We start from the raw sequence: 19,539 nt of genomic DNA on the forward strand, positions 1-19,539 counted from the left end.
GTTGATTTTTGGCTTTGTAAATTTACATTTTGAAAGGCCACTTTACATTAGGATTCAGCCTTAAAAAAGGCCTTCAGCAATCACAATTATTATCAGAAAAATTTATATACCCCCGTTAATGAATACCCAACCCATAGCTTATTCTATCTTAGATCTGGCATTAGTTTCTGAAGGTCATTCCCTAAAACAAACCTTTAGTAATGCTTTAAAATTAGCGCAATATGCTGAAACTTATGGCTACACCAGATATTGGTTAGCAGAGCATCATAATGCGGAGAACATTGCGAGTAATGCCACCTCAATTTTAATCGGTTATATTGCGCAAGGCACACAAAGTATTCGTGTGGGTTCTGGTGGAATTATGCTTCCTAATCATTCGCCTTTAATTATAGCCGAACAATTTGGTACCTTAGGAAGTCTTTATCCACAACGTATAGATTTAGGCTTAGGAAGAGCACCAGGGACGGACCGCGAAACTGCTGAAGCCATACGGTCTGATTTTATGAAAGCCGCACATTCATTCCCAAATGAAGTCAGCAAAATACAAACCTATTTTTCAACGCAAAACGAAGATGCTAAAGTAAGAGCCACCATTGCTGAAGGGGTAGAGGTGCCTTTGTATATTTTAGGCTCTAGTACAGATAGTGCGCATTTGGCCGCCCAAAAAGGACTTCCTTATGCTTTTGCTAGTCATTTTGCAACGACACATTTATTTGAAGCCATTGAAACCTACCGTAAAGAGTTTCAACCTTCACAAGCGTTAGAAACACCATACGTTATCGCAGGTGTTAATATTATTATTGCTGAAACTGATGAAGACGCCCAACGTTTAGCCACCTCATTAATCCGTATGATTGTTGGTATTTTTACCGGCCGACGTGCCAAAGTGCAACCGCCAACGGAAATGACCGAAGACCTTAAAGATATTATGCGTAATCCGCAGGTACACCAAATGCTGAAATATTCTTTTATAGGAAGTAAAGCCACGGTAAAAGCGCAGGTTAAAGAATTTTTAGACCAAACCAAAGCGGACGAACTTATTGCCGTTACACATATTTACGATATTGACAGCCGCATACGATCGGCAGAGTTATTCGCAGAAATTATGAATGAATTACAGTAAAAATAAAGCCTAAAAAAACTCCTATGAATAAACATAGGAGTTTTTTTATAAGCTATTGTAAAATGCTTTTCTAAATTACATCGTCTTGTTTGACGCAGCACGCTTAAACTTATAGGTAATCCCAAAGTTAATTCCGAAAGAAGAGTAAGGTACTTTTACCGCTAATTCTTTTGAATCATCTGTATTTGTATTAGACAATTCATCAACATAAGTGGTAGTTCTGTTTGTTCCTGCTGGTAAATTATCAAGTGTATAAACCCCTTGAGCCGCAACGGTACCATCAGGTAAAACTAAATTCGTGTTCCATTCTGTAATTTCAGAATCTTTACGTTTTAAACTGATCCCATAATATTCCGCTTCAGCAAAAACACTAAAATTATCATTTAAAGGATATTCATAACCAATTGCTGCTACAAAACCTAAAGGAAATTGTCCATGATAATCTTCAACAAAATTTGTTTCCGTGTAAGAACCTTGAGGTACTCCAAAAGCATTAGCCTCATCTTCAGATAAGGTTTGTTTTTGATACGCTACAGCTTCTGTTTTTCCTCCTAACTTTACTAAAGCTCCTAAACGTGCGTACACATTATCATTAAATTTATATACAACAGATAAAGCAGCTCCAAAAGCACGTGCTCTAGCCACGGCATCAACTTCTAAACCTGGTACATTTACTTCAGAAACAGTTTGATCAGAACCGTGTAAATATCCCACACTTAGGTCAGCACCAATATGGTCATTAAAAAAATAGGTTCCTCTAATTTGTCCATTAAAACCCTCACCGTAACTTCCGTAAGTATTTTCGGTTTGAGATACAGATACTTTTTCTCCAATTTTCATCCCTGCACTTCCAATAGCATACCCGCCACTAGCAGAAATTTGAAATTGAGCATAAGACACGCTGCCTATTAAAAGTGCAGCTAATACTGTAATTGTTTGTTTCATTGATGTTGTTTTTTTATAAGTTATTTCGATTTTAAAACCGTCCTAGTTTTAAATCGATGGCAAATATAATTGTTTAATAATGTTGAATTGTTAAAATCTCACATTAATATTAACGATAATCGAATTTTTAAGCCAAAAAATAAACATTCTTATGAATTCTAAATGCCATGAACCACTAATAAAAAAAGGCAAATACACAACACTAAATCAACTTAAATACAAAAAAAACATACGATAAATACTACATTTTCAACTCCTTACGAGTCTATTTGTTTTAAGAAAAATGCATCAGAAGTTCATTAACACACCAAAATATGGTGAACACAAGCCTGTTATACCAAAAAAATTGAGGTCTAAAAAAATTCAACCTTGTTTTAAGGTGTAGATTAAGGATTAGACCTAAAAGTTCCCCAATTCCACATATTAAATACTAAAACAGCCTTAGTATTTATGAGCAATACCGTACAAATAATCGTATCTTAGCAGCCTTTAATTGAGGCGAAATTCCTCAATGAAACTCAGTAATATTAAGAGAATGAATTACAAGCATTTAGTTGAAGAACTCAAGGAGAACAGTCAACGTTTTCAAAATAAAAACGCGGTTTACGCTAAAAACGATCAGAACAACACCTGGGAAGGTATGTCTTGGTTAAATTTTGAAACCCAAGTTGAGCGTCTTTCTAAAGCCTTAATTCATTACGGTATTAACGTGCAACAGAATGTGGCTATTTTTTCTGAAAATATGCCGAACTGGATTATTGCAGATGCCGCGATTATGCGCGTTAGAGCTGTGAGTATTCCTATTTACGCCACAAATTCGAAAAAGGAGGTTGAATATGTTATTAATGATGCTGAAGTATCGCTTCTTTTTGTTGGAAACCAAAATGAATTTGATAAAGCCTTTGACCTTTTACAAACCTCTGAGCATTTAAAGGGTATTGTAGCCTTAACGAAATCCATTCAACTAAAACCTTCTAGCACTGTTATGCATTTAGAAGAGTTTATGGCCATTACCCCCACAGAACAGGTAGATATAGAACTTCAAAAACGTTATTACGAACGTGATTTTGAAGATTTAGCCAGTATTATATATACCTCCGGAACAACTGGAGAGCCAAAAGGAGTGATGTTAGATTATCATAATTTTGGAGGTGCCTTAGCCGCACATGATTACGAGTTAGACCTTACCGAAAAAGATACGTCGCTTAGTTTTTTACCTTTAAGTCATATCTACGAACGTAGTTGGGCTTTCTTTTGTTTAAAGAAAGGTATTGAGGTGTACTTTAACCAAGATCCTAAAAAAATTGTAGATGTCATAAAAGAAGTGAAACCTACAGTAATGTGTACAGTGCCTAGAATATTTGAAAAAATATTTGCCGCTATACAAGACAAAAGAAAAGAAGCTTCTCCTACAAAAATGAAATTAGCCAGCTGGGCTTTAGGTGTAGGAAACAACTATTACAATAAACACAAACGCTTAGGAAAATCTATTCCGTTAGGCTTACAATTAAAATTTAAAATTGCCGACAAACTGGTCTTAAGTAAATTACGCGAGGTCTTTGGTGGTAACATTAAATTTATGCCATGTGGAGGTGCGCCTTTAGTGGCCGATTTGGTCTCGTTTTTCCATTCCTTCGGACTTAATATAAAATGTGGTTATGGCTTAACTGAAACCACAGCAACAGCAACACTTTTTGGAGATACGCATTTTGAATTCAATTCCGCAGGCCAACCTCTTAAAGGCACTCAAATTAAAATTGGTGCTAATAACGAGGTCTTAGTGAAAGGTCCTGGAGTTATGAAAGGGTATTACAAAAAACCCTTAGAAACCACTAAAGTATTTGAAGACGGTTGGTTTAAAACTGGTGATGCCGGAAAACTAGACCACAAAGGCAACCTTATTATTACGGACCGTATTAAGGATCTCATGAAAACGTCAGGAGGGAAGTACATCGCCCCTCAAAAGCTTGAAAATGCCTTAATCACCGATTCTTTTATTGAGCAAATTGCAGTTATTGGCGATCAACAGAAATATGTTACCGCCTTAGCAGTGCCTAGCTTTGAAAACTTAAAAAAATATGCCTTAGAGCATAAAATAAGTTTTCAAGATGTTGAGGACTTAATCAGTCACAACCAAATTATAACGCTTTTTGAAAAACGTTTTGAAGACCTTCAGAAGGAATTTTCTAAGTTTGAAAAGATTAAAAAGTTCACCTTATTACCAAAAGAGTTTACTATTGAAACGGGAGAAATTACCGCTACCTTAAAATTAAAACGAAAGGTGATTCAGCATAAATATCAAGAACTTATTGATAAGATGTATTCTGAATAAATGTAATTCCAACCCCACTTAAAGATTCAAATTTAAGTGTCATTATTTTCACCATGATTCCATAAATAGGAGCGAGGGACCATCATTGTTTTCCACTAACACGTAGCGACTAATTAAATCGTTTTTTAAATCACTTTGTTATAGACGGCTCTAACAAACCTATAGAGTTCCGCTATTTTTTTTCAGAACCCCCAATTGGCTTTTCATCTAGAGGAATAATGTGTTTTTTTTTTATGAATTAGCATTCGTCTAAAATTTCGATTATCAAAATCTATTCATATCAACTAGTACAAGTCTTGCACCTCGTTCATCGTAAACTTATCTCAAGTTTCTAACTTACGAACGTAATCCCCTGTAAGCACATCACCATTAGCAACAACTTCCTTGCTGTCTTTAGGATTTAAATAACGCGGTATCAACAAATCATTTCAAGATTTCGAACTAGTGTCATACCCAAACACTACACAATCTACTGATAAATTTGATCTATTTCTCTATTTCCACAACACCTTTCAATTACAACAATAAAACCTTATTCTTGAACGCATCCAAACTATGATAAATATCATTAAACGTCATATTTACATTAATAATCATTAACACTTTAGCTTCCTTAAAAATATGTATTTATCAATATAGTATAGTTAATAAGTAATTTAACATACATTTTCTCCTCAAAAACGACAATTTCTTATTTTTTTGCAATACATTTGAAAAAACAAACGTAATTATGACGTTTATAATATAAGCGTCGACCGAATTGTAATTTTCATAAGATAACAAATTCCATTTATGTAAATTTTAAGGGTTAGTTATAACGCTTAAACTGTTGAAAATGTGAATTACAATACCTTAAGATCATAAAAAGCGATATTATGAATGGAACCAATGACTTTCAGCAGTTCAAAAACTTAAAAGAAGAACAATTACCAATTGCAAAAAACAGATTGCACAATTGGACACATTTTGCAGGTATCTATGCAGCAGAACATGTCGCCGCAACAGAATTTGTCATTGGCGCTACCTTTGTAGCCTTAGGCGCTTCAACAAAAGATATCTTATTAGGCTTACTAATTGGTAATATATTAGCGGTTTTAAGTTGGACCTTTATTACATCTCCAATTGCAGTAGACACACGATTAAGCCTCTATACCTATCTCAATAAAATAGCGGGCGATTCTATGACCAAACTTTATAATTGGGCTAATGTGATCATTTTTACCGTGATTTCCGCAGCAATGATTACCGTATCTGCAACAGCGGTTCGGTTTGCCTTTAATATTCCACCACAATTAAATTGGTACCCAACCAATCCTTGGTTTGTACTTATTGTATTAATTGTTGGCTCTGTTGTGGTTTCTATTGCAATTTACGGCTTTAAAGCGGTATCCGAGTTTGCTGGTATTTGTGCCCCTTGGTTATTTGTTATGTTTACTTGTGGCGCCTTCGTGCTTTTACCTGCCTTGTCTTTAGAAGTTTTAGACAAAACCATTCCTAGCGGATGGAGCGATTTTATTGCCTTAGGGAACCAATCGATATGGACCGGTATTAATAGTGAAGGAGAAGCAGGAATCGGTTTAACAGAAGTTATCGGATTTGCTTGGGCAGCGAACACCATTACACACTTTGGACTTATAGACATGGCGCTATTTCGTTTTTCTAAAAAGAAATCTTACGGATTAGCAACGAGTACAGGGATGATGTTTGGACACTACGTGGCTTGGATTTCTGCCGGAATCATGGGTGCTGGAGCCGCTGTAATCATTGGAAAATCTATCGTAGAACTCGATCCAGGTGATGTTGCCTATTACGCTTTAGGATGGTCTGGTTTTGTGATTGTTATTGTAGCAGGATGGACCACAGCAGTGGCTAACCTTTATCGTGCTGGTTTAGCGGCACAGGCCATATTTAAAAACCATTCTCGTAAAAAAACAACCATTGTTGTTGGCTTAGTTACTATGGCGGTGGCTTGTTTCCCTTTTGTGTTTTCTCAAATCTTACCGTTGCTTACTTACGCTGGACTATTAGTAGTGCCAGTAGGGGCTATTGTATTTGCAGAGCATCAAATATTCCCACGCATTGGCTACACGAGATACTGGTCACATTACCGCCAATTAACTTTTAGCACGCCTGCGGTTGCCTCTTGGGGATTAGGATTGGTATTTGGTTTTGGACTCAACGCTTTAAATGTGATGTCGTTCTTTTATCTGTTTTTACCAACTTGGGTATTCACCATCATTATTTATACCATTTTAGCTGGAAAATATGGGGCTAAAGACAAATATCCTGATGCTGAAGAAAAAGAAAGATTACGTAACATAAACATCGCTAAGTTTCAAGAGCAAAAAGCAGAACAAGAAACAGTTCCTGTAATAGATCATTCAATATTTACTAAAGTATTACGCATCGTTTCTTTATTAGCTTTAATTATTACTGTTGTTTTAGGGAGCAGAGTCTTATTTGGAAGTGCAAACGAAGAGATCTACATCCAAAATAGAGAACAATTCTATACCTACGCCTTCATTTGTACAATGACTTATTTTATAACTGCGTATTGGGCGCTTAAACGCGGAAAATCGAAAAACATCTCATAATCATGAAAAATATAATAAAACTTAATCAAAAGAATTTAGCTGAAATTTCTAAAGAGATTCCCACTCCAACTTACAATAGAAGTCAATTAAAAACAGGTATTGTTCATGTTGGTATTGGAGGTTTTCATAGAGCTCATGAAGCATTTTATACCGATCAATTATTACAAGATGAATCCATTACGGATTGGGGGATTTGCGGGGTCGCTTTATTAGATTTCGACACCAAAATCTACAACACCTTAAAGGAACAAGATGGTTTATATACTTTAATCATTAAAGAACTCGATGGTACGCATACTAAACGTGTTATTGGAGCGATTACAGACTATTTATTTGCTCCTGAAAACCCAGGAAAGGTTATAGAGAAAATGGCAAGTCCTGATGTTAAAATCATATCATTAACCATCACAGAAGGCGGCTATAATTATAATGAAGCGACTCAAGAATTCGATTTTAGTAATCCTTTAATTCAACACGACTTAAAAAACCCTCAAGCGCCTAAAACTATTTTTGGGTACTTAACACAAGCTTTAAAACTAAGAAAAGAGCGTGGCTTAAAAGGTTGCACTATTCAATCTTGTGATAATATCCAAGGTAACGGACACATGGCCAAGAGAATGTTAATGAGCTATGTACAAACTGCAGAACCTGAATTAACAGATTGGATTGAGACTAACGTGTCATTCCCAAATGCTATGGTAGACCGTATTACGCCTGCAACATCAGCTTTAGATATTGAAACACTAAAACAAACTTCGGGTATTGATGATGCTTGGCCTGTGGTTTGCGAACCGTTTAAGCAATGGGTTATTGAAGATGATTTTATCGCCGGAAGACCTGCTTGGGAAACCGTGGGTGCACAGTTTGTAAAAGATGTAGTGCCTTACGAAAAAATGAAATTAAGCTTACTTAACGCAGGACACTCTGTATTAGGTATTCTCGGTGCTTTATACGGTTATTCTACTATAGATGAAGCTGCTAGTAATGCCGATATCAGTTCGTTTTTACGAATTTATATGGGGAATGAAGTGACCCCAACTTTAGGAGACCTAGAAGGAGTGAATTTGAAAAATTATAAATTTTCTCTTATACAACGTTTCGGAAATACTTATATTAAAGATCAAATTGAAAGAATCTGCTCTCAGAGTTCAGCTAAAATACCGATCTTTATTTTACCAACGGTGTATAAACAATTAGAGCAAAAAGGAAGCATCAATCATGCGGCTTTTATCATTGCTGCGTTTGCGATTTATAGCTTAGGACAAAACGAATTTGGTACACAACTCATTATTAAAGATGCTATGGAAGCCGAGCTAAACGAAAAAGCTATTGCTTCTCAAAATAACCCAACCGCATTTTTAGAATTAGAAAGCATTTTCGGAACCCTTAAAAACGATGAGACCTTTGTAAAAGCATACAATGAAGCTTATCTAAATATTGTTCAAAATGGTATTGAGAAATCCGTTAAGGACATTAATAGTAACGTTTTAAACGACATCTAAATGAAAAATATAGTTTGCTTTGGCGAAGTGTTATGGGATGTTTTCCCTACACATAAAAAGATAGGAGGAGCGCCTTTAAATGTGGCGTTACGCTTGCAATCTTTAAACAACAACGTATCTATCATTACCAGAATAGGAGCGGACACTAAAGGTACTGAAATTGCTAATTTCATTAAGGATAACGGTGTGAATACTGAAAACATTCAAATTGATGATACTTTAGAAACAGGAGCGGTTGATGTCATTTTAGACCAAACAGGATCTGCAACGTATACGATTAACCACAACCGTGCTTGGGATAATCTGCAAGTCACAGACACCGCTTTACAAGCCACTAAACAAGCCGATGCTTTTATATTTGGGAGTTTAGTCGCTAGAGATCTTACGTCGCGCACCACCTTATTTAAATTATTAGAAGTCGCAAATTATAAAATCTTAGATATTAATTTAAGAGCGCCACATTATACCAATGCTGTCTTAAAAGAATTGATGGCTGTGGCCGATTTTATAAAATTTAATGACGATGAGATTTTTGAAATTGCCGAATTAATGCATTTCAAATCAGAAGACCTAGAAGAGACCATACGTTTTATCGCTAAACAAACGGGCACGGCAAACATATGCGTTACCAAAGGTAGTCATGGTGCTATTTTATATTATAATGAAACGTTTTATCACAATAAAGGGTACCACGTTAAAGTCGCAGATACTGTAGGCGCCGGGGATTCTTTTTTAGCAGCGATAACCAATAAATTACTCAAAAAAAATAGTCCACAAGAGGCCTTAGATTTTGCTTGTGCTATGGGTGCTTTAGTAGCGAGTAGTGAAGGGGCGAACCCTAAAATTGAAACCGAAACGGTACATCAATTTATGAAGCAAAGCTAGACGATAAGTCAACTTAGTGATGTCTTTTTATCATCACACTATAATGTACAGATAGCTTACTAACAAAACACAGGATGCGTTAGTAAGCTATTTACATTAGTCCTCCAAAAAAAACATGACACCCCACAAAGGCGACAACGGATAAAATAATACCAATCAGAAAGATATGAAACGATTTGCGTAGCAACTTAAATTTGCGATCTATCGTTTTCCCTAAATGATAGGTGTCTTTTGCTATGGTTCTATAAAGTTCGTCCCCTTCATTCATTAAGTTGGTAATACTGTCTACATAGGCGTCTTCTTCCATGTCTTGAAAATTACCGTAAAACATTAAGTTTTTAGCATCACTTTTGCCGTGTACAAGTTCTGGACGTGTAGCAAAAACAGCAAAAGTAATCGAAGCTAAATTGGTCACTAAAATCATGATTATCGGATAAATAAGATGCGGGTCATTATGCAACTGCCCCATAACGGTTCCTAATATCAACGATAATATTAGAGCATTTATAGATATCAAAATATTAGATTTTGTATCTATCATAGTATTTAAGGTGTACTGATTTTTAGACAGCAGTTTAAATAAGGTTTCCACACCGCGTTCAGACCTTGGTGCTACTTTAGCCAATTTCTTTTTTAGTTGCTTTAAGGCCTCTTTATCAATATTTAACTCTGCCATTAAATACTTATCTTCTGCTTTTTCTTTTAATTTGTCTTTTGATTTATCTGCCATCCTTTACAAGGTTAAATTTAGATTATTCTTTAGCTATTTTTAAAATGACTAATAGCGTCTTCAAAAAAGGCTATGCCTTCTAATGCTGTTATAGTGTCCGCTTTCAACACAGCACCTACAAAATCCCCCGATTTCCACATCCCTGATGATAATGCAGGCAACGTAGAGGTCGCTATTTTTTGTCCGTTTTTGTAGCCTGAAATGTATAAATAATGAGTGTTACATATCGCATCTGGAATGGCTAAACCGAAGCCAAGCGTTATATCAGAATCGGGTAGGGCACTATAAATCCCAGAATCAAAGTGATGTGGCCAAACTCTAATCGACGCTTTAAGGTTATAGTGTTCGTCTATGTTTTGAAGCACCAATTGCGCCATAACGCGTAGGGCTTTTAACGCCATTAATTGGTCGAAATCTAAAAGTTGAAACGTAAAAGTAGCATCTATAGCATAAGGTAACTCAAAGTGAAACTTATAGTTGTAGGTTTTATTTAAACGGATTGTAGCCGTATGACTCAACCAACTTAAGACTTCGGTGTGCATAGCCCCATCCAATTCAAAAACAACAGTGTCGTTGTCGTTTGATTTCCATTCTAAAGCAAACCGTTCGTAACTTAAACACAATTGATCGCCTTGGTCTGAAAGTACATGAGTACTCAGACAGCCGTTTTTAATATCGAAGCCTAAATTGGTATGACTATCGTCTGCTTTTTTATCTAAAAAACTAATTCCCGCTGCAGCTAAATACTGAGCTGCTAAATGCATTTGTTTTATCATAAGTTTATCGTATTCATTTTTATTTAAAAGGCAAAACCTAACACAAAAGCAATTCTACCGCCATCACTGCTGCCATAATAGCCTACGTTAGCGGTAAAGGATTCTAAGCCACTGACCCAAAAAGAACCTCCAACACTGTTATGCCACTTATCTGAAGCATCATCTTTTATCCAAACACGCCCATAATCAAAGCCTCCTGTAATACCGTATTTTAATGGAATAAAACTGGTTTTTACCTTTCCTAATAGCAATCTTAAATCGGTGGTATGATACGCGCTATATTGCCCTGAAAAACGTTCTTTTCTAAAACCACGTAAATTATCACCACCACCTAATTGTGCGGCGTGGTACAATTCAAAATCATCACCAAAAATAGCTTCACCACCTAATTTTGTAGCTAAAACTAAGCTGGCACTTTTATTTAAGCGGTGGTTAATCGCTAAATGTGGTTTAAGATAACCAAATTTATTTTCTGTTGCACCACCATCTACATTGGCTTTATACCCTGCGGTAAGTCCCACATCTAATCCCATAGTAGGAAACGACGCATCATCTCTGTTTTTAAAACCATAATTAACCTCAGCACCTGCATAAGTTTGGCGATCAAAAAGCGCCGCACTTGAAGGCAAACTATTAATAAACCTATCGGCTACATTTTTAACTTCAAAAGATTCAATTAAGGGTTTAAAGTAAAAAGAACCACCATCTCTACCACGCCATATTAATGCAAACGCAGCACGCCATTCTTTAATGCTTACACGGTTAAAGTCAATATCAACTTCATCTTTATCGTAAGTGGTTTCATTTCCGAAGCCAAAAAAGTTTTGTGCAAAATTAGGACTGGTATGTTTGGCTTCTACCGCAAAATTCCAGTGGTGAAAAATATTAGAAAACTCACCTCTATACGATACATCATAACCCGAATTCCCCGTGTAATACGACGCGCTTAAACTGTGTTTTGTGGTAAACGGATTGCGTTGTAAACCGTAAGTTGTAAAATTATCTACAAACCCAATACGGAACCCATCATCTGGATTAGCCCCTAAGATTGGTAAAAACTGATTCATGCTATATTTACGTTTTTTGTAATCGTAATTATTTATACCATAATCATTTACCAGCCATTTCTTAGAGTGTTTATTCACTATTGTATTGTTCTTGTCTTTATAATCATAAAGCTTTACGTTTTTATTATTTTCAAAATTATAGGTATCATTTTTCTTCCCTCCAATAATTTTAAGTGTTATAAAATCATCACCTTCACCGGTGACATTAAAAGTATCTTTTCCATCCAATCCATAAATCCATATGGTTTTGGTTTCGGCTTTAGTAAATGTTCTTTTAAAGATACCAAGATCTTTTCGGTGTACTTCTATAGTGGTTTTTCCATCAGGGTGTCTGGTAATTTCAAACCGATCGGCTTTCTGAGTTCCGGTAACAACCTGATGTTTATTAACGTAATCATAATAGGTGCGAGCTATGCTAACAATGTTACCACGTCGGCCTTTTAACTTTTGTTTGATCTCTTCTATGGTAGCGCCCTTTACTTCTTCGGGCAAATTTTTAAAAGCGTCTTCGATTACTTGGTCTGTAATCCCCGTTTGTAGGGTTTTAGCTTCGGCTTCCCAATCGGCCCAATTAGACTGATTAATAAAGGTCATATCTAAAGGATAAGGCTCAAAACTAAACCATTTAGGACTTGGCAATTCCGCATCAAACGATTGCATCATACGGATGCTTGGTACTGCACAACGTAGAAAACTTAATAGACTTCCATCAAAAACAGAAAAGGCCTGGTCACGATCTCTAGGAATGGGTTTACAGATCTCCGTACCGTCTTCTTTTTCAAAAAGTGCCCAACGCCATTGGTCTTCATGGCGGTCCCAATCTCCGATAAGCATATCAAAAAGACGGGCTCTAATGTATGAGGATTCATCTACAATAGATTTTCCCGATTTATTAATTTCTTGCAGCACATCATTAGTACTTAATATGGCTTTAGGTGTTCCAAAACTCTCTAAATCCCGATGTCCAGACTCTACACGTTCTTCAATAATATAAAGTTCATCACCATACTCATCATTATAAGCCCCTAAAGTGGCTTGCTTAGGAATATAGTACAACTCAGGGTTGGTATGGAAAATAGACACCGCATCGGCTAGGGTTCCTATAGTTGTAGGGGTGTAAGGATGTGCTGTGGTATAAAAATCTAGCAGAAAACGATCAGCAAAACTATCTTCTAAGTCTTCCTCTACATATTTATCTTGAAAGGCGGTAGATTGTAAAAACTTAATAGCACTTTTACGTAAAGCACGCATAACGTACTGTTTCCCATCTTTATCTTCTAAGCGTAGGGATTTAGATTGATGCCCACCACCACGCCTCATAGGCGTTAAGCCGCCTTTTAAAGTGTCTATAAAAGCCACTGGTGCATTTACAGCTTTACTGTAAAATTCTCTATAATGTTTTCCCCAAAGCCCTTTGTAAGTCTTGCTTTTTTCGGTCTCTTCTGGTGTATATACTGAGGCACTATATGTGCTATTAAAACTATCTCTAGCTTTAAAAACATAATTAACTTCAGGTTCTAAAGGCGCAATAACGGTTGTTGTAAACACTGTGCTTTCGCCTTGAAACGTCACACTAACAGTACCTCCCTTAAAAAGATCAATACGAGCATAGCCATTTTCGTTAGCACTAAAATCGTTTTCATCTCTTGGATTGGCTTTTTCTATTGTTCCTGCGGCACCACTAATAATTTGCGGTACGCCATAAGTATTAATGTATTGTAGATTTTTATCATGACCCGAAACAAAGACAATGTTTTCTGTTTGCCTAGCCAATGTGATCAATCGGTTTCTGAATTTTGTGTTTTGCTTATTCTGAAAATCATGCAAAGCTGTACCACCGGTTCTTGCCAATAGCCCTTCTTTAGTATTGGAAAAAAGCGCGTGATGCATAGCTACTAGTATCGTTTTGCCTTGCGATTTTTTTAACATACTCTCAAACTCTAAGAAAAACTGGGTTCTGTTTTTAATATCACAATCTTGGTTTAAGTACGTGTGCGCATTCCAATCTTCCAAATACCATTGTGAATCCATAGTGATTAAAACCACATCATCCGTCAATTCTGTTTTTTTAATAGGACAACCTTCATCGGGATAGAATTTTGCCTCACTATTTTTTTGAATAAAATCTTCAATAGCCTTCACATCTTTATGGCCTTTGTTGGCCCATTCGTGATGTCCTGGTGTAAAAATTACTTTTCCTTCAAAAGCTTCTAAAACCTTTAATGGAGTAGTAATAGACGCTTTAGAAGCTTTGTTGTAACCTGTTTTAGGCACCACATTACCTAAGATCAGTAATTTTGAATCGTCTAAGCTTTTGGCTTCTTCAGTGATTTGTTTTAGCACCGAAGTATCGGTGGTAGCCCCTGTATTTCCTGTCACAAAAACAGAGGTTTCTAATTCTTGTGCTATAGAAAAATAACTGACAAACAACAGCATTAAAACTATGCTAATTTTGATGGATAAATTTGTTTTCATATTAGTGATATTGATGGTATTTTAAATGGTAATATTTTAATGCCATTAAACTGCTAAAAAGCAATAAAGAATAATAGCACATAGGTGTGCCAGACACTGTTTTGGGACATTCTGCATGTCCTATAAATTGCATAACGGAAGCTACAAGAGCTATACTTCCTGCTAAACCTGTGAACAGAAAATAGAGGACGTTTCCTTTTTTTAATAAATGTGCTGTAAGCGGAACAATAAAACAGATTAGAACGACTATACATATAGGGATATGAAGTAGTTTGGGGCAACCTTCACCCGTTTTAAATTCCTCAACAACTAGTGTTCCAGCGCCATATACACCTATAATAAGGAGGATAAGGATACTGTTATAGGGGATTTTTTTAAACATTAGTTTTAATTCTGTTGATATAGGTGGAACATTCTGTTCTTCTTACAGCATATATAGACCTAACCTTCCTTTACAGTTTAGGCCAAATGATACCTCCATCACATATTACATTGTTATTTGTGATCTCATTATCAGTAGTTTTAAAAAAACAACGATAGCTTATAAATAAGTAGGAAGCTTTATCTATAAATAATATTTAATTGACTTGAGTAGTAAGCTGATTCTCCATATCAACATCATCTTCTAAAAGTTCTTCTGTAACCGCTTCAGTACCTAAAGCCTTTTCAACTTCAGCTTTTAAATCTAAAATGCTATTAATTTCAGGATGGTCTATAGAAATCTCTTTCGCATTTGCTAACTGTACTTTTACATTTAAAACGCGCTCAGTAGTTCCTAATCCAAATTGAAGCAATGCCGTTTGGTCACTTGCTAAACCTTCACCGGTCACTAACCAATCTGTTAGAGTTTGGGTTGGGGTGGTTACGGTAACTTTAGCACCTTGTACATTCACCGACTCACCTAAATCGACTTGCAGGTAATTGTGTGTCCCGCCTTTATTGATGTAAGCTAAAGCTGGACTGTCTATATTCACCCAAATCATATCTAAATATCCATCGTTATTAAAGTCACTCACCAACGAGGTAATAGCATAATAAGGATTACTAAGTCCACTTTCTGCTTCGGTTGGCGCAAAAGTGCCATCTTCTTTTTGGATCAATACACGACTTGGTAGCTTAAACAACTTGCTAGGTGGGAAGTCGACATAATTTTCGCCCACCATTAAATCTTGTAAGCCGTCATTATTGAGATCTGCAAATGTACAGCCCCAAGCAAATTCGTAATCGGCTATTTTAGCTGTTTCAGCCACATCGGTAAATTTAAAATCACCTTGGTTTTCAAACAACATCCATTTGTCTGTAAATAAAGACGTGTCTTTTATATCGCCATGAGCAATTTTATTAGGCAATGTGCTTCCGGTGTTAGAAAACATAAAGTCTGCCCAACCGTCATTATTATAATCTCCAACAGCAAGTCCCATTGGGTAAGCAAAACGCTTGGTCATTGGGTTGGCTTTCATGGTAAAGGTTAAGTCGCCATTATTTTTATAAGTACGCACTTCTCCCGTATCGTGTACCACCACTAAATCTTGCCAAGTATCATTATCGATATCTACAAAAACACCTTGAAATGTATTGTGTACATAATCTAAGCCAGCCGCTTTGGTAATACTCTTAAAGGTATTATCGCCATTATTAAGCAACAATTCGCTGGTAGCACCATAATCGTAATCTTCAAAAATATTTTGCCCTTCCATCAATTCCTTTTTAATGTAAGTCGCTAAAAAGATATCCAAATCACCATCTTTATCAATATCGGCTACAGTAATTCCAGCAGGATTAGATTTCGCATTTACAGGCGTATCTATAAGCACTTCTGTAAAAGACCCCTTAGTGTTGTAATACAAATGAAGTCCGTCTTCACGACTTAGTATAAGATCTGTAAAACCGTTATTATCAAAATCAGCAGATACCGCTCCAACCGTTGTTGTTGTAGTTCCTTTTTTAGGTAAATTAACTTCCTTAGAAATGTCTACAAACGCATTATTACGATAAGCAAAAATAGCGTCCTCTTGTTCCATACCGCCTCCAAAGAAGACTTCATCAACGTTGTCATTATTAATATCTATTAAAGCCGAAGGGGCAATAGGTAATGATTTTTCACCTTGGTATTGGTGTACAAAATCTAAAGTAATAGGGGTAAATTTCGGAATCTCTTTCTCTGAAATACTAATATCGTATTTATCAGAAACAGAATCGCGCCAGAAAAAGCTCATCATAAATAAAACAAACAAGACTAGGGCAATGCCTACGAATTTTAAAAGGTTTTTAACGAATTTCATAAGTTGTGTTTTTTAGTTGGTATAGGGATAATGCAAATAATACAAAGTGAGTAACATTCATTAGTATAGGGAGCATATGCTTCCCAATCGCGGGGATAAGTTGCCCTAAAACCACTAACAAAATAAGAATAACAATAGGGTTAAAAATGGCCATCCATTTTTTATAAAAGGTGCCACCTTTTAAAATAGCAATGGCAAACGCCACTGAAAGGGTTGCGATAATAACCCGTAGGGCTTGTACCAGTATTTCCATATGCTTGGTGTAATGCGCCAATAGGTCTTGGTAAACCACAGGGCTCATAGCATCTTGTAGATGTACAATGTTGCCAATTGAAGCTCTAGAACCAATCCAAACCCCGCCGACTGTAAAAGCCACAAAACCAATAGCTAAAACAAGTTGTGCTAAGATTTTATTTCCTGGTTTTAGCATGCGGTAAATATGAATATAGCCCGCAAAATAAAAGGGAATACCTATAACCGCTAAAAAATGACCAATACTAAGGTGATCTAAGGGAACATCTTTAAAAAAGGTATAAGCTTCAGAATGCTCTAAAATAGAAGGGGAGTAGTGTAAAAAATATTCGCCTAATCCTACAAGAATGGAAGCGAAAAGACCGAGATAGCCTAAAATTTTAGTGCGTTTCATTTGTTTTTTAAAAAGTTGGTTTTGAGTCTGTCGAAGGTTTTTAATATTCCTTTCAAAAAAAATCAATAACGCTATCTTATTGTCATATTGAGAGTTATGAAGATGATCGTGATTATGACATAAAACCTAGATTTTAAAAGGTGTTACGCCTTTTAACCGTTACTTACATTTTAAATAGGAGTTGTATCAGCTAAAACACAATTTTATACTAAAGCCTTAAACATTTTAAAAGCGTTGTTATAATTTTGCACTTTACAAACGCCGCCTAAATTTAAAAGCTTGCTAGAAAAACAACAATTACCCCAAGAACAGCTTACAGAAACCGACCACTTTATTTACTGTTTAGAAGGGGTTGATGATGTAGACACCAACCAAGTTACCGACGCACAAGAAAACTTAACGCAATTAGCCTTAAACTATGGCATAGCAAGTATTTACAAAACTTGTGACACTATTGAAGGATTAGAGGACAGCATAAACGCATTAGTGTTAGATGACCATTATTTTAAAGATTATGAAATCATCTATTTAGTAATGAAGGGCGAAGCCAATACCATTTGCTTAAACGACTACTATTATAGCTTTCAGGAAATTGCAGAACTTTTTGAAGGTCGATTAAGTGGAAAAATTTTACATTTCTCTAATGCCAAAACTCTAGATTTAGATGAAGAAGAAGCGCAGTATTTTTTAGACATCACAGGAGCCAAAGCCGTTTCGGGCTATGGTAATGCGTATAGCGGCATGGCGAGTTCTAACCTGGATAAGGTTTTCTTTAATTTATTTAAAGACGATGATGATATGTTTGAGGTCGTAGAAGAGTTACACCAAAGACATTATAGCGTCTGCAAACGACTAGATTTTCGACTGTATTATTAAACGCTGTTTTTTTATAGCATTTTTGAGCACTGTATTTAAACCAAAGTCAGCCATACCTAATATTATTTTATATATTGGCATACAAAGTACAGCTGACTTAAATTTTGAAACTATTAAAACTTTTGTAATAATGTTTTCAGTTTATATATAGAAAGGGCTGAAAGTAATATAGCAATAACCACAAGCATCATTTCTGGTTTTGGTCTTGCAAAAAATTCCATTGTTAAACCACCAAGCATCGTAGACAGTAATAAAAAATAAGCTAATTTACCTAAGCTATTAGTGTGTTTAATAGCATATACAAGGAGAAGAACCCCTATTACAAGTTCTACAACACCTGTAAATAGTCTAAAAACAGTAGGATCTAGCGGTACTAAAGATTTGAATTGTTCAAAACCTTGAACGCTTTTTTCTATTCCTACTAATTTTGGTATTGCAAAAAATACCATGAGCCCAGCGGCAATAAAATTACTGACTTTATTAAAAATATTCATTTTTTTGTTTTTTTTTAAAATTTTAGTATTCATTTTTATTTAAAAGTAGTGTCATCCATTAATAAGGAATAAAACACTTTTTCTTGCAGCTGCAGCTACCTGAAAAATAGCATCCTCAACATTGTTTCGCTTTACGCAATTATTGAGACAAAACCTTGGTCGTTTAATTTTACAAAACCTTTTATATGTAATTAAAAAAGAGATTGTTTTTTTAAAGTAAAGCAGTCATTAGTGTATAATTTAACATCTTAATAAGCCTATAAACCTTGTTATTACTGTGATGGCGGTAAGCCACAAAAGAAACATCAATTAATACTGCATATTTGAGTTTAATAAAACAATAGAACGTTTTAAAGCGGAGATTTTACTCGATACAAATCTACAAGCGTTGTCTTTCTTGCAAAGGCAGGAATCCACCATACAAACATCAATTTCTACCGCACTAGTAGTCATGCTGACATGAATTCATTTTGTGCCCCATCAGAATGACCAATATTTTTTCTTTTACTAGCCATATAACACAGTCCATGAGTAGAGAAGATAACTTTTGGTATAATGCTGTATCTCAGAGCTTTTTTTAAAACTATTAAATACGAATGGCTATACCGTTTTAAGTTTACGATTATAATATTTAATAAAAAACAAAACCACGGGTAGGGATTTCTTTATGATAAACGTTCTAATAGTATAAAAATTAACTTTTACAAAAAATGAAAAAAATGAAGCTATTATCAGTACTATGCTTATCGCTATTTTTAAACACTCTCTATGGGCAAAATGTTATCATTAATGAAGTCAATTCTGAAGATGAC

General features: G+C 35.6%; 14 protein-coding genes and 1 pseudogene. 7 read left to right on the forward strand and 8 right to left on the reverse strand.

Annotated features, from left to right (window positions below; all coding sequences use genetic code 11):
* The first annotated feature begins 118 nt into the window (after positions 1-118).
* The gene (locus ACFQ13_RS02400; RefSeq protein WP_386113606.1) at positions 119-1,123 is read left to right on the forward strand and encodes an LLM class flavin-dependent oxidoreductase; all 1,005 of its coding nucleotides are present in this window, start codon (positions 119-121) and stop codon (positions 1,121-1,123) included.
* 75 nt (positions 1,124-1,198) lie between these two features.
* Here the strand turns inward: ACFQ13_RS02400 and ACFQ13_RS02405 are convergent, their stop codons facing one another.
* On the reverse strand, positions 1,199-2,068 hold the full coding sequence (locus ACFQ13_RS02405; RefSeq protein ID WP_386113609.1) for an outer membrane beta-barrel protein: 870 nt from the start codon (positions 2,066-2,068) through the stop codon (positions 1,199-1,201).
* Between the two features lie 535 nt (positions 2,069-2,603).
* Here ACFQ13_RS02405 and ACFQ13_RS02410 point away from each other — a divergent pair.
* The 4 genes from ACFQ13_RS02410 to ACFQ13_RS02425 all read left to right on the forward strand — a co-directional run bounded on the left by ACFQ13_RS02410 (position 2,604) and on the right by ACFQ13_RS02425 (position 9,381).
* The gene (locus ACFQ13_RS02410; protein ID WP_386113612.1) at positions 2,604-4,400 is read left to right on the forward strand and encodes an AMP-dependent synthetase/ligase; all 1,797 of its coding nucleotides are present in this window, start codon (positions 2,604-2,606) and stop codon (positions 4,398-4,400) included.
* Between the two features lie 875 nt (positions 4,401-5,275).
* Complete coding sequence (locus ACFQ13_RS02415; protein WP_386113614.1) at positions 5,276-6,994, forward strand: purine-cytosine permease family protein; 1,719 nt, start codon at positions 5,276-5,278, stop codon at positions 6,992-6,994.
* A gap of 2 nt (positions 6,995-6,996) precedes the next feature.
* Complete coding sequence (locus ACFQ13_RS02420) at positions 6,997-8,496, forward strand: mannitol dehydrogenase family protein (RefSeq protein WP_386113616.1); 1,500 nt, start codon at positions 6,997-6,999, stop codon at positions 8,494-8,496.
* On the forward strand, positions 8,497-9,381 hold the full coding sequence (locus ACFQ13_RS02425) for a carbohydrate kinase family protein (RefSeq protein WP_386113619.1): 885 nt from the start codon (positions 8,497-8,499) through the stop codon (positions 9,379-9,381). It abuts the gene before it with no gap.
* A 91-nt stretch (positions 9,382-9,472) separates the two neighbouring features.
* On the opposite strand, the gene ACFQ13_RS02430 is transcribed toward ACFQ13_RS02425, so the two are convergent.
* From ACFQ13_RS02430 to ACFQ13_RS02455, 6 genes are all read right to left on the reverse strand, one after another.
* On the reverse strand, positions 9,473-10,111 hold the full coding sequence (locus ACFQ13_RS02430; protein WP_386113622.1) for a Pycsar system effector family protein: 639 nt from the start codon (positions 10,109-10,111) through the stop codon (positions 9,473-9,475).
* Positions 10,112-10,140: 29 nt separating this feature from the next.
* On the reverse strand, positions 10,141-10,887 hold the full coding sequence (locus ACFQ13_RS02435) for a hypothetical protein (RefSeq protein WP_386113624.1): 747 nt from the start codon (positions 10,885-10,887) through the stop codon (positions 10,141-10,143).
* Between the two features lie 23 nt (positions 10,888-10,910).
* Entirely contained in the window at positions 10,911-14,429 is a 3,519-nt protein-coding gene (locus ACFQ13_RS02440; RefSeq protein WP_386113627.1) for a metallophosphatase, read from the reverse strand.
* A 1-nt stretch (position 14,430) separates the two neighbouring features.
* Positions 14,431-14,811 carry a hypothetical protein gene (locus tag ACFQ13_RS02445; RefSeq protein WP_386113630.1) on the reverse strand — a complete coding sequence of 127 codons (381 nt, stop codon included), beginning with the start codon at positions 14,809-14,811 and terminating at the stop codon, positions 14,431-14,433.
* A gap of 196 nt (positions 14,812-15,007) precedes the next feature.
* Positions 15,008-16,711: a CRTAC1 family protein gene (locus ACFQ13_RS02450; protein ID WP_386113633.1), complete on the reverse strand. Its 1,704-nt coding sequence runs from the start codon at positions 16,709-16,711 to the stop codon at positions 15,008-15,010.
* The gene (locus ACFQ13_RS02455; RefSeq protein WP_386113636.1) at positions 16,698-17,357 is read right to left on the reverse strand and encodes a DUF6796 family protein; all 660 of its coding nucleotides are present in this window, start codon (positions 17,355-17,357) and stop codon (positions 16,698-16,700) included. The genes ACFQ13_RS02450 and ACFQ13_RS02455 overlap by 14 nt, the downstream gene beginning before the upstream one ends.
* Positions 17,358-17,636: 279 nt before the next feature.
* Between ACFQ13_RS02455 and ACFQ13_RS02460 the strand changes: the two genes are divergently transcribed.
* Positions 17,637-18,233 carry a DUF6642 family protein gene (locus tag ACFQ13_RS02460; protein WP_386113638.1) on the forward strand — a complete coding sequence of 199 codons (597 nt, stop codon included), beginning with the start codon at positions 17,637-17,639 and terminating at the stop codon, positions 18,231-18,233.
* Positions 18,234-18,346: 113 nt separating this feature from the next.
* Here the strand turns inward: ACFQ13_RS02460 and ACFQ13_RS02465 are convergent, their stop codons facing one another.
* Positions 18,347-18,760 carry a hypothetical protein gene (locus ACFQ13_RS02465; RefSeq protein WP_386113639.1) on the reverse strand — a complete coding sequence of 138 codons (414 nt, stop codon included), beginning with the start codon at positions 18,758-18,760 and terminating at the stop codon, positions 18,347-18,349.
* 449 nt (positions 18,761-19,209) lie between these two features.
* On the opposite strand from ACFQ13_RS02465, the pseudogene ACFQ13_RS02470 reads away from it, so the two are divergent.
* Positions 19,210-19,348: pseudogene (locus ACFQ13_RS02470) on the forward strand (IS3-like element ISPto4 family transposase); the annotation flags it as partial.
* Between the last annotated feature and the right edge of the window lie 191 nt (positions 19,349-19,539).

Source organism: Winogradskyella rapida, from assembly GCF_042675845.1.
Classification (GTDB): domain Bacteria; phylum Bacteroidota; class Bacteroidia; order Flavobacteriales; family Flavobacteriaceae; genus Winogradskyella; species Winogradskyella rapida.

Coding starts and splice junctions, on each gene's coding strand:
- ACFQ13_RS02405 (WP_386113609.1), bottom strand. CDS start 2,068: ATGAAACAAACAATTACAGTATTAGCTGCACTTTTAATAGGCAGCGTG.
- ACFQ13_RS02420 (WP_386113616.1), top strand. CDS start 6,997: ATGAAAAATATAATAAAACTTAATCAAAAGAATTTAGCTGAAATTTCT.
- ACFQ13_RS02455 (WP_386113636.1), bottom strand. CDS start 17,357: ATGAAACGCACTAAAATTTTAGGCTATCTCGGTCTTTTCGCTTCCATT.
- ACFQ13_RS02450 (WP_386113633.1), bottom strand. CDS start 16,711: ATGAAATTCGTTAAAAACCTTTTAAAATTCGTAGGCATTGCCCTAGTC.
- ACFQ13_RS02430 (WP_386113622.1), bottom strand. CDS start 10,111: ATGGCAGATAAATCAAAAGACAAATTAAAAGAAAAAGCAGAAGATAAG.
- ACFQ13_RS02400 (WP_386113606.1), top strand. CDS start 119: ATGAATACCCAACCCATAGCTTATTCTATCTTAGATCTGGCATTAGTT.
- ACFQ13_RS02415 (WP_386113614.1), top strand. CDS start 5,276: ATGAATGGAACCAATGACTTTCAGCAGTTCAAAAACTTAAAAGAAGAA.
- ACFQ13_RS02435 (WP_386113624.1), bottom strand. CDS start 10,887: ATGATAAAACAAATGCATTTAGCAGCTCAGTATTTAGCTGCAGCGGGA.
- ACFQ13_RS02445 (WP_386113630.1), bottom strand. CDS start 14,811: ATGTTTAAAAAAATCCCCTATAACAGTATCCTTATCCTCCTTATTATA.
- ACFQ13_RS02465 (WP_386113639.1), bottom strand. CDS start 18,760: ATGAATACTAAAATTTTAAAAAAAAACAAAAAAATGAATATTTTTAAT.
- ACFQ13_RS02440 (WP_386113627.1), bottom strand. CDS start 14,429: ATGAAAACAAATTTATCCATCAAAATTAGCATAGTTTTAATGCTGTTG.
- ACFQ13_RS02425 (WP_386113619.1), top strand. CDS start 8,497: ATGAAAAATATAGTTTGCTTTGGCGAAGTGTTATGGGATGTTTTCCCT.
- ACFQ13_RS02410 (WP_386113612.1), top strand. CDS start 2,604: ATGAATTACAAGCATTTAGTTGAAGAACTCAAGGAGAACAGTCAACGT.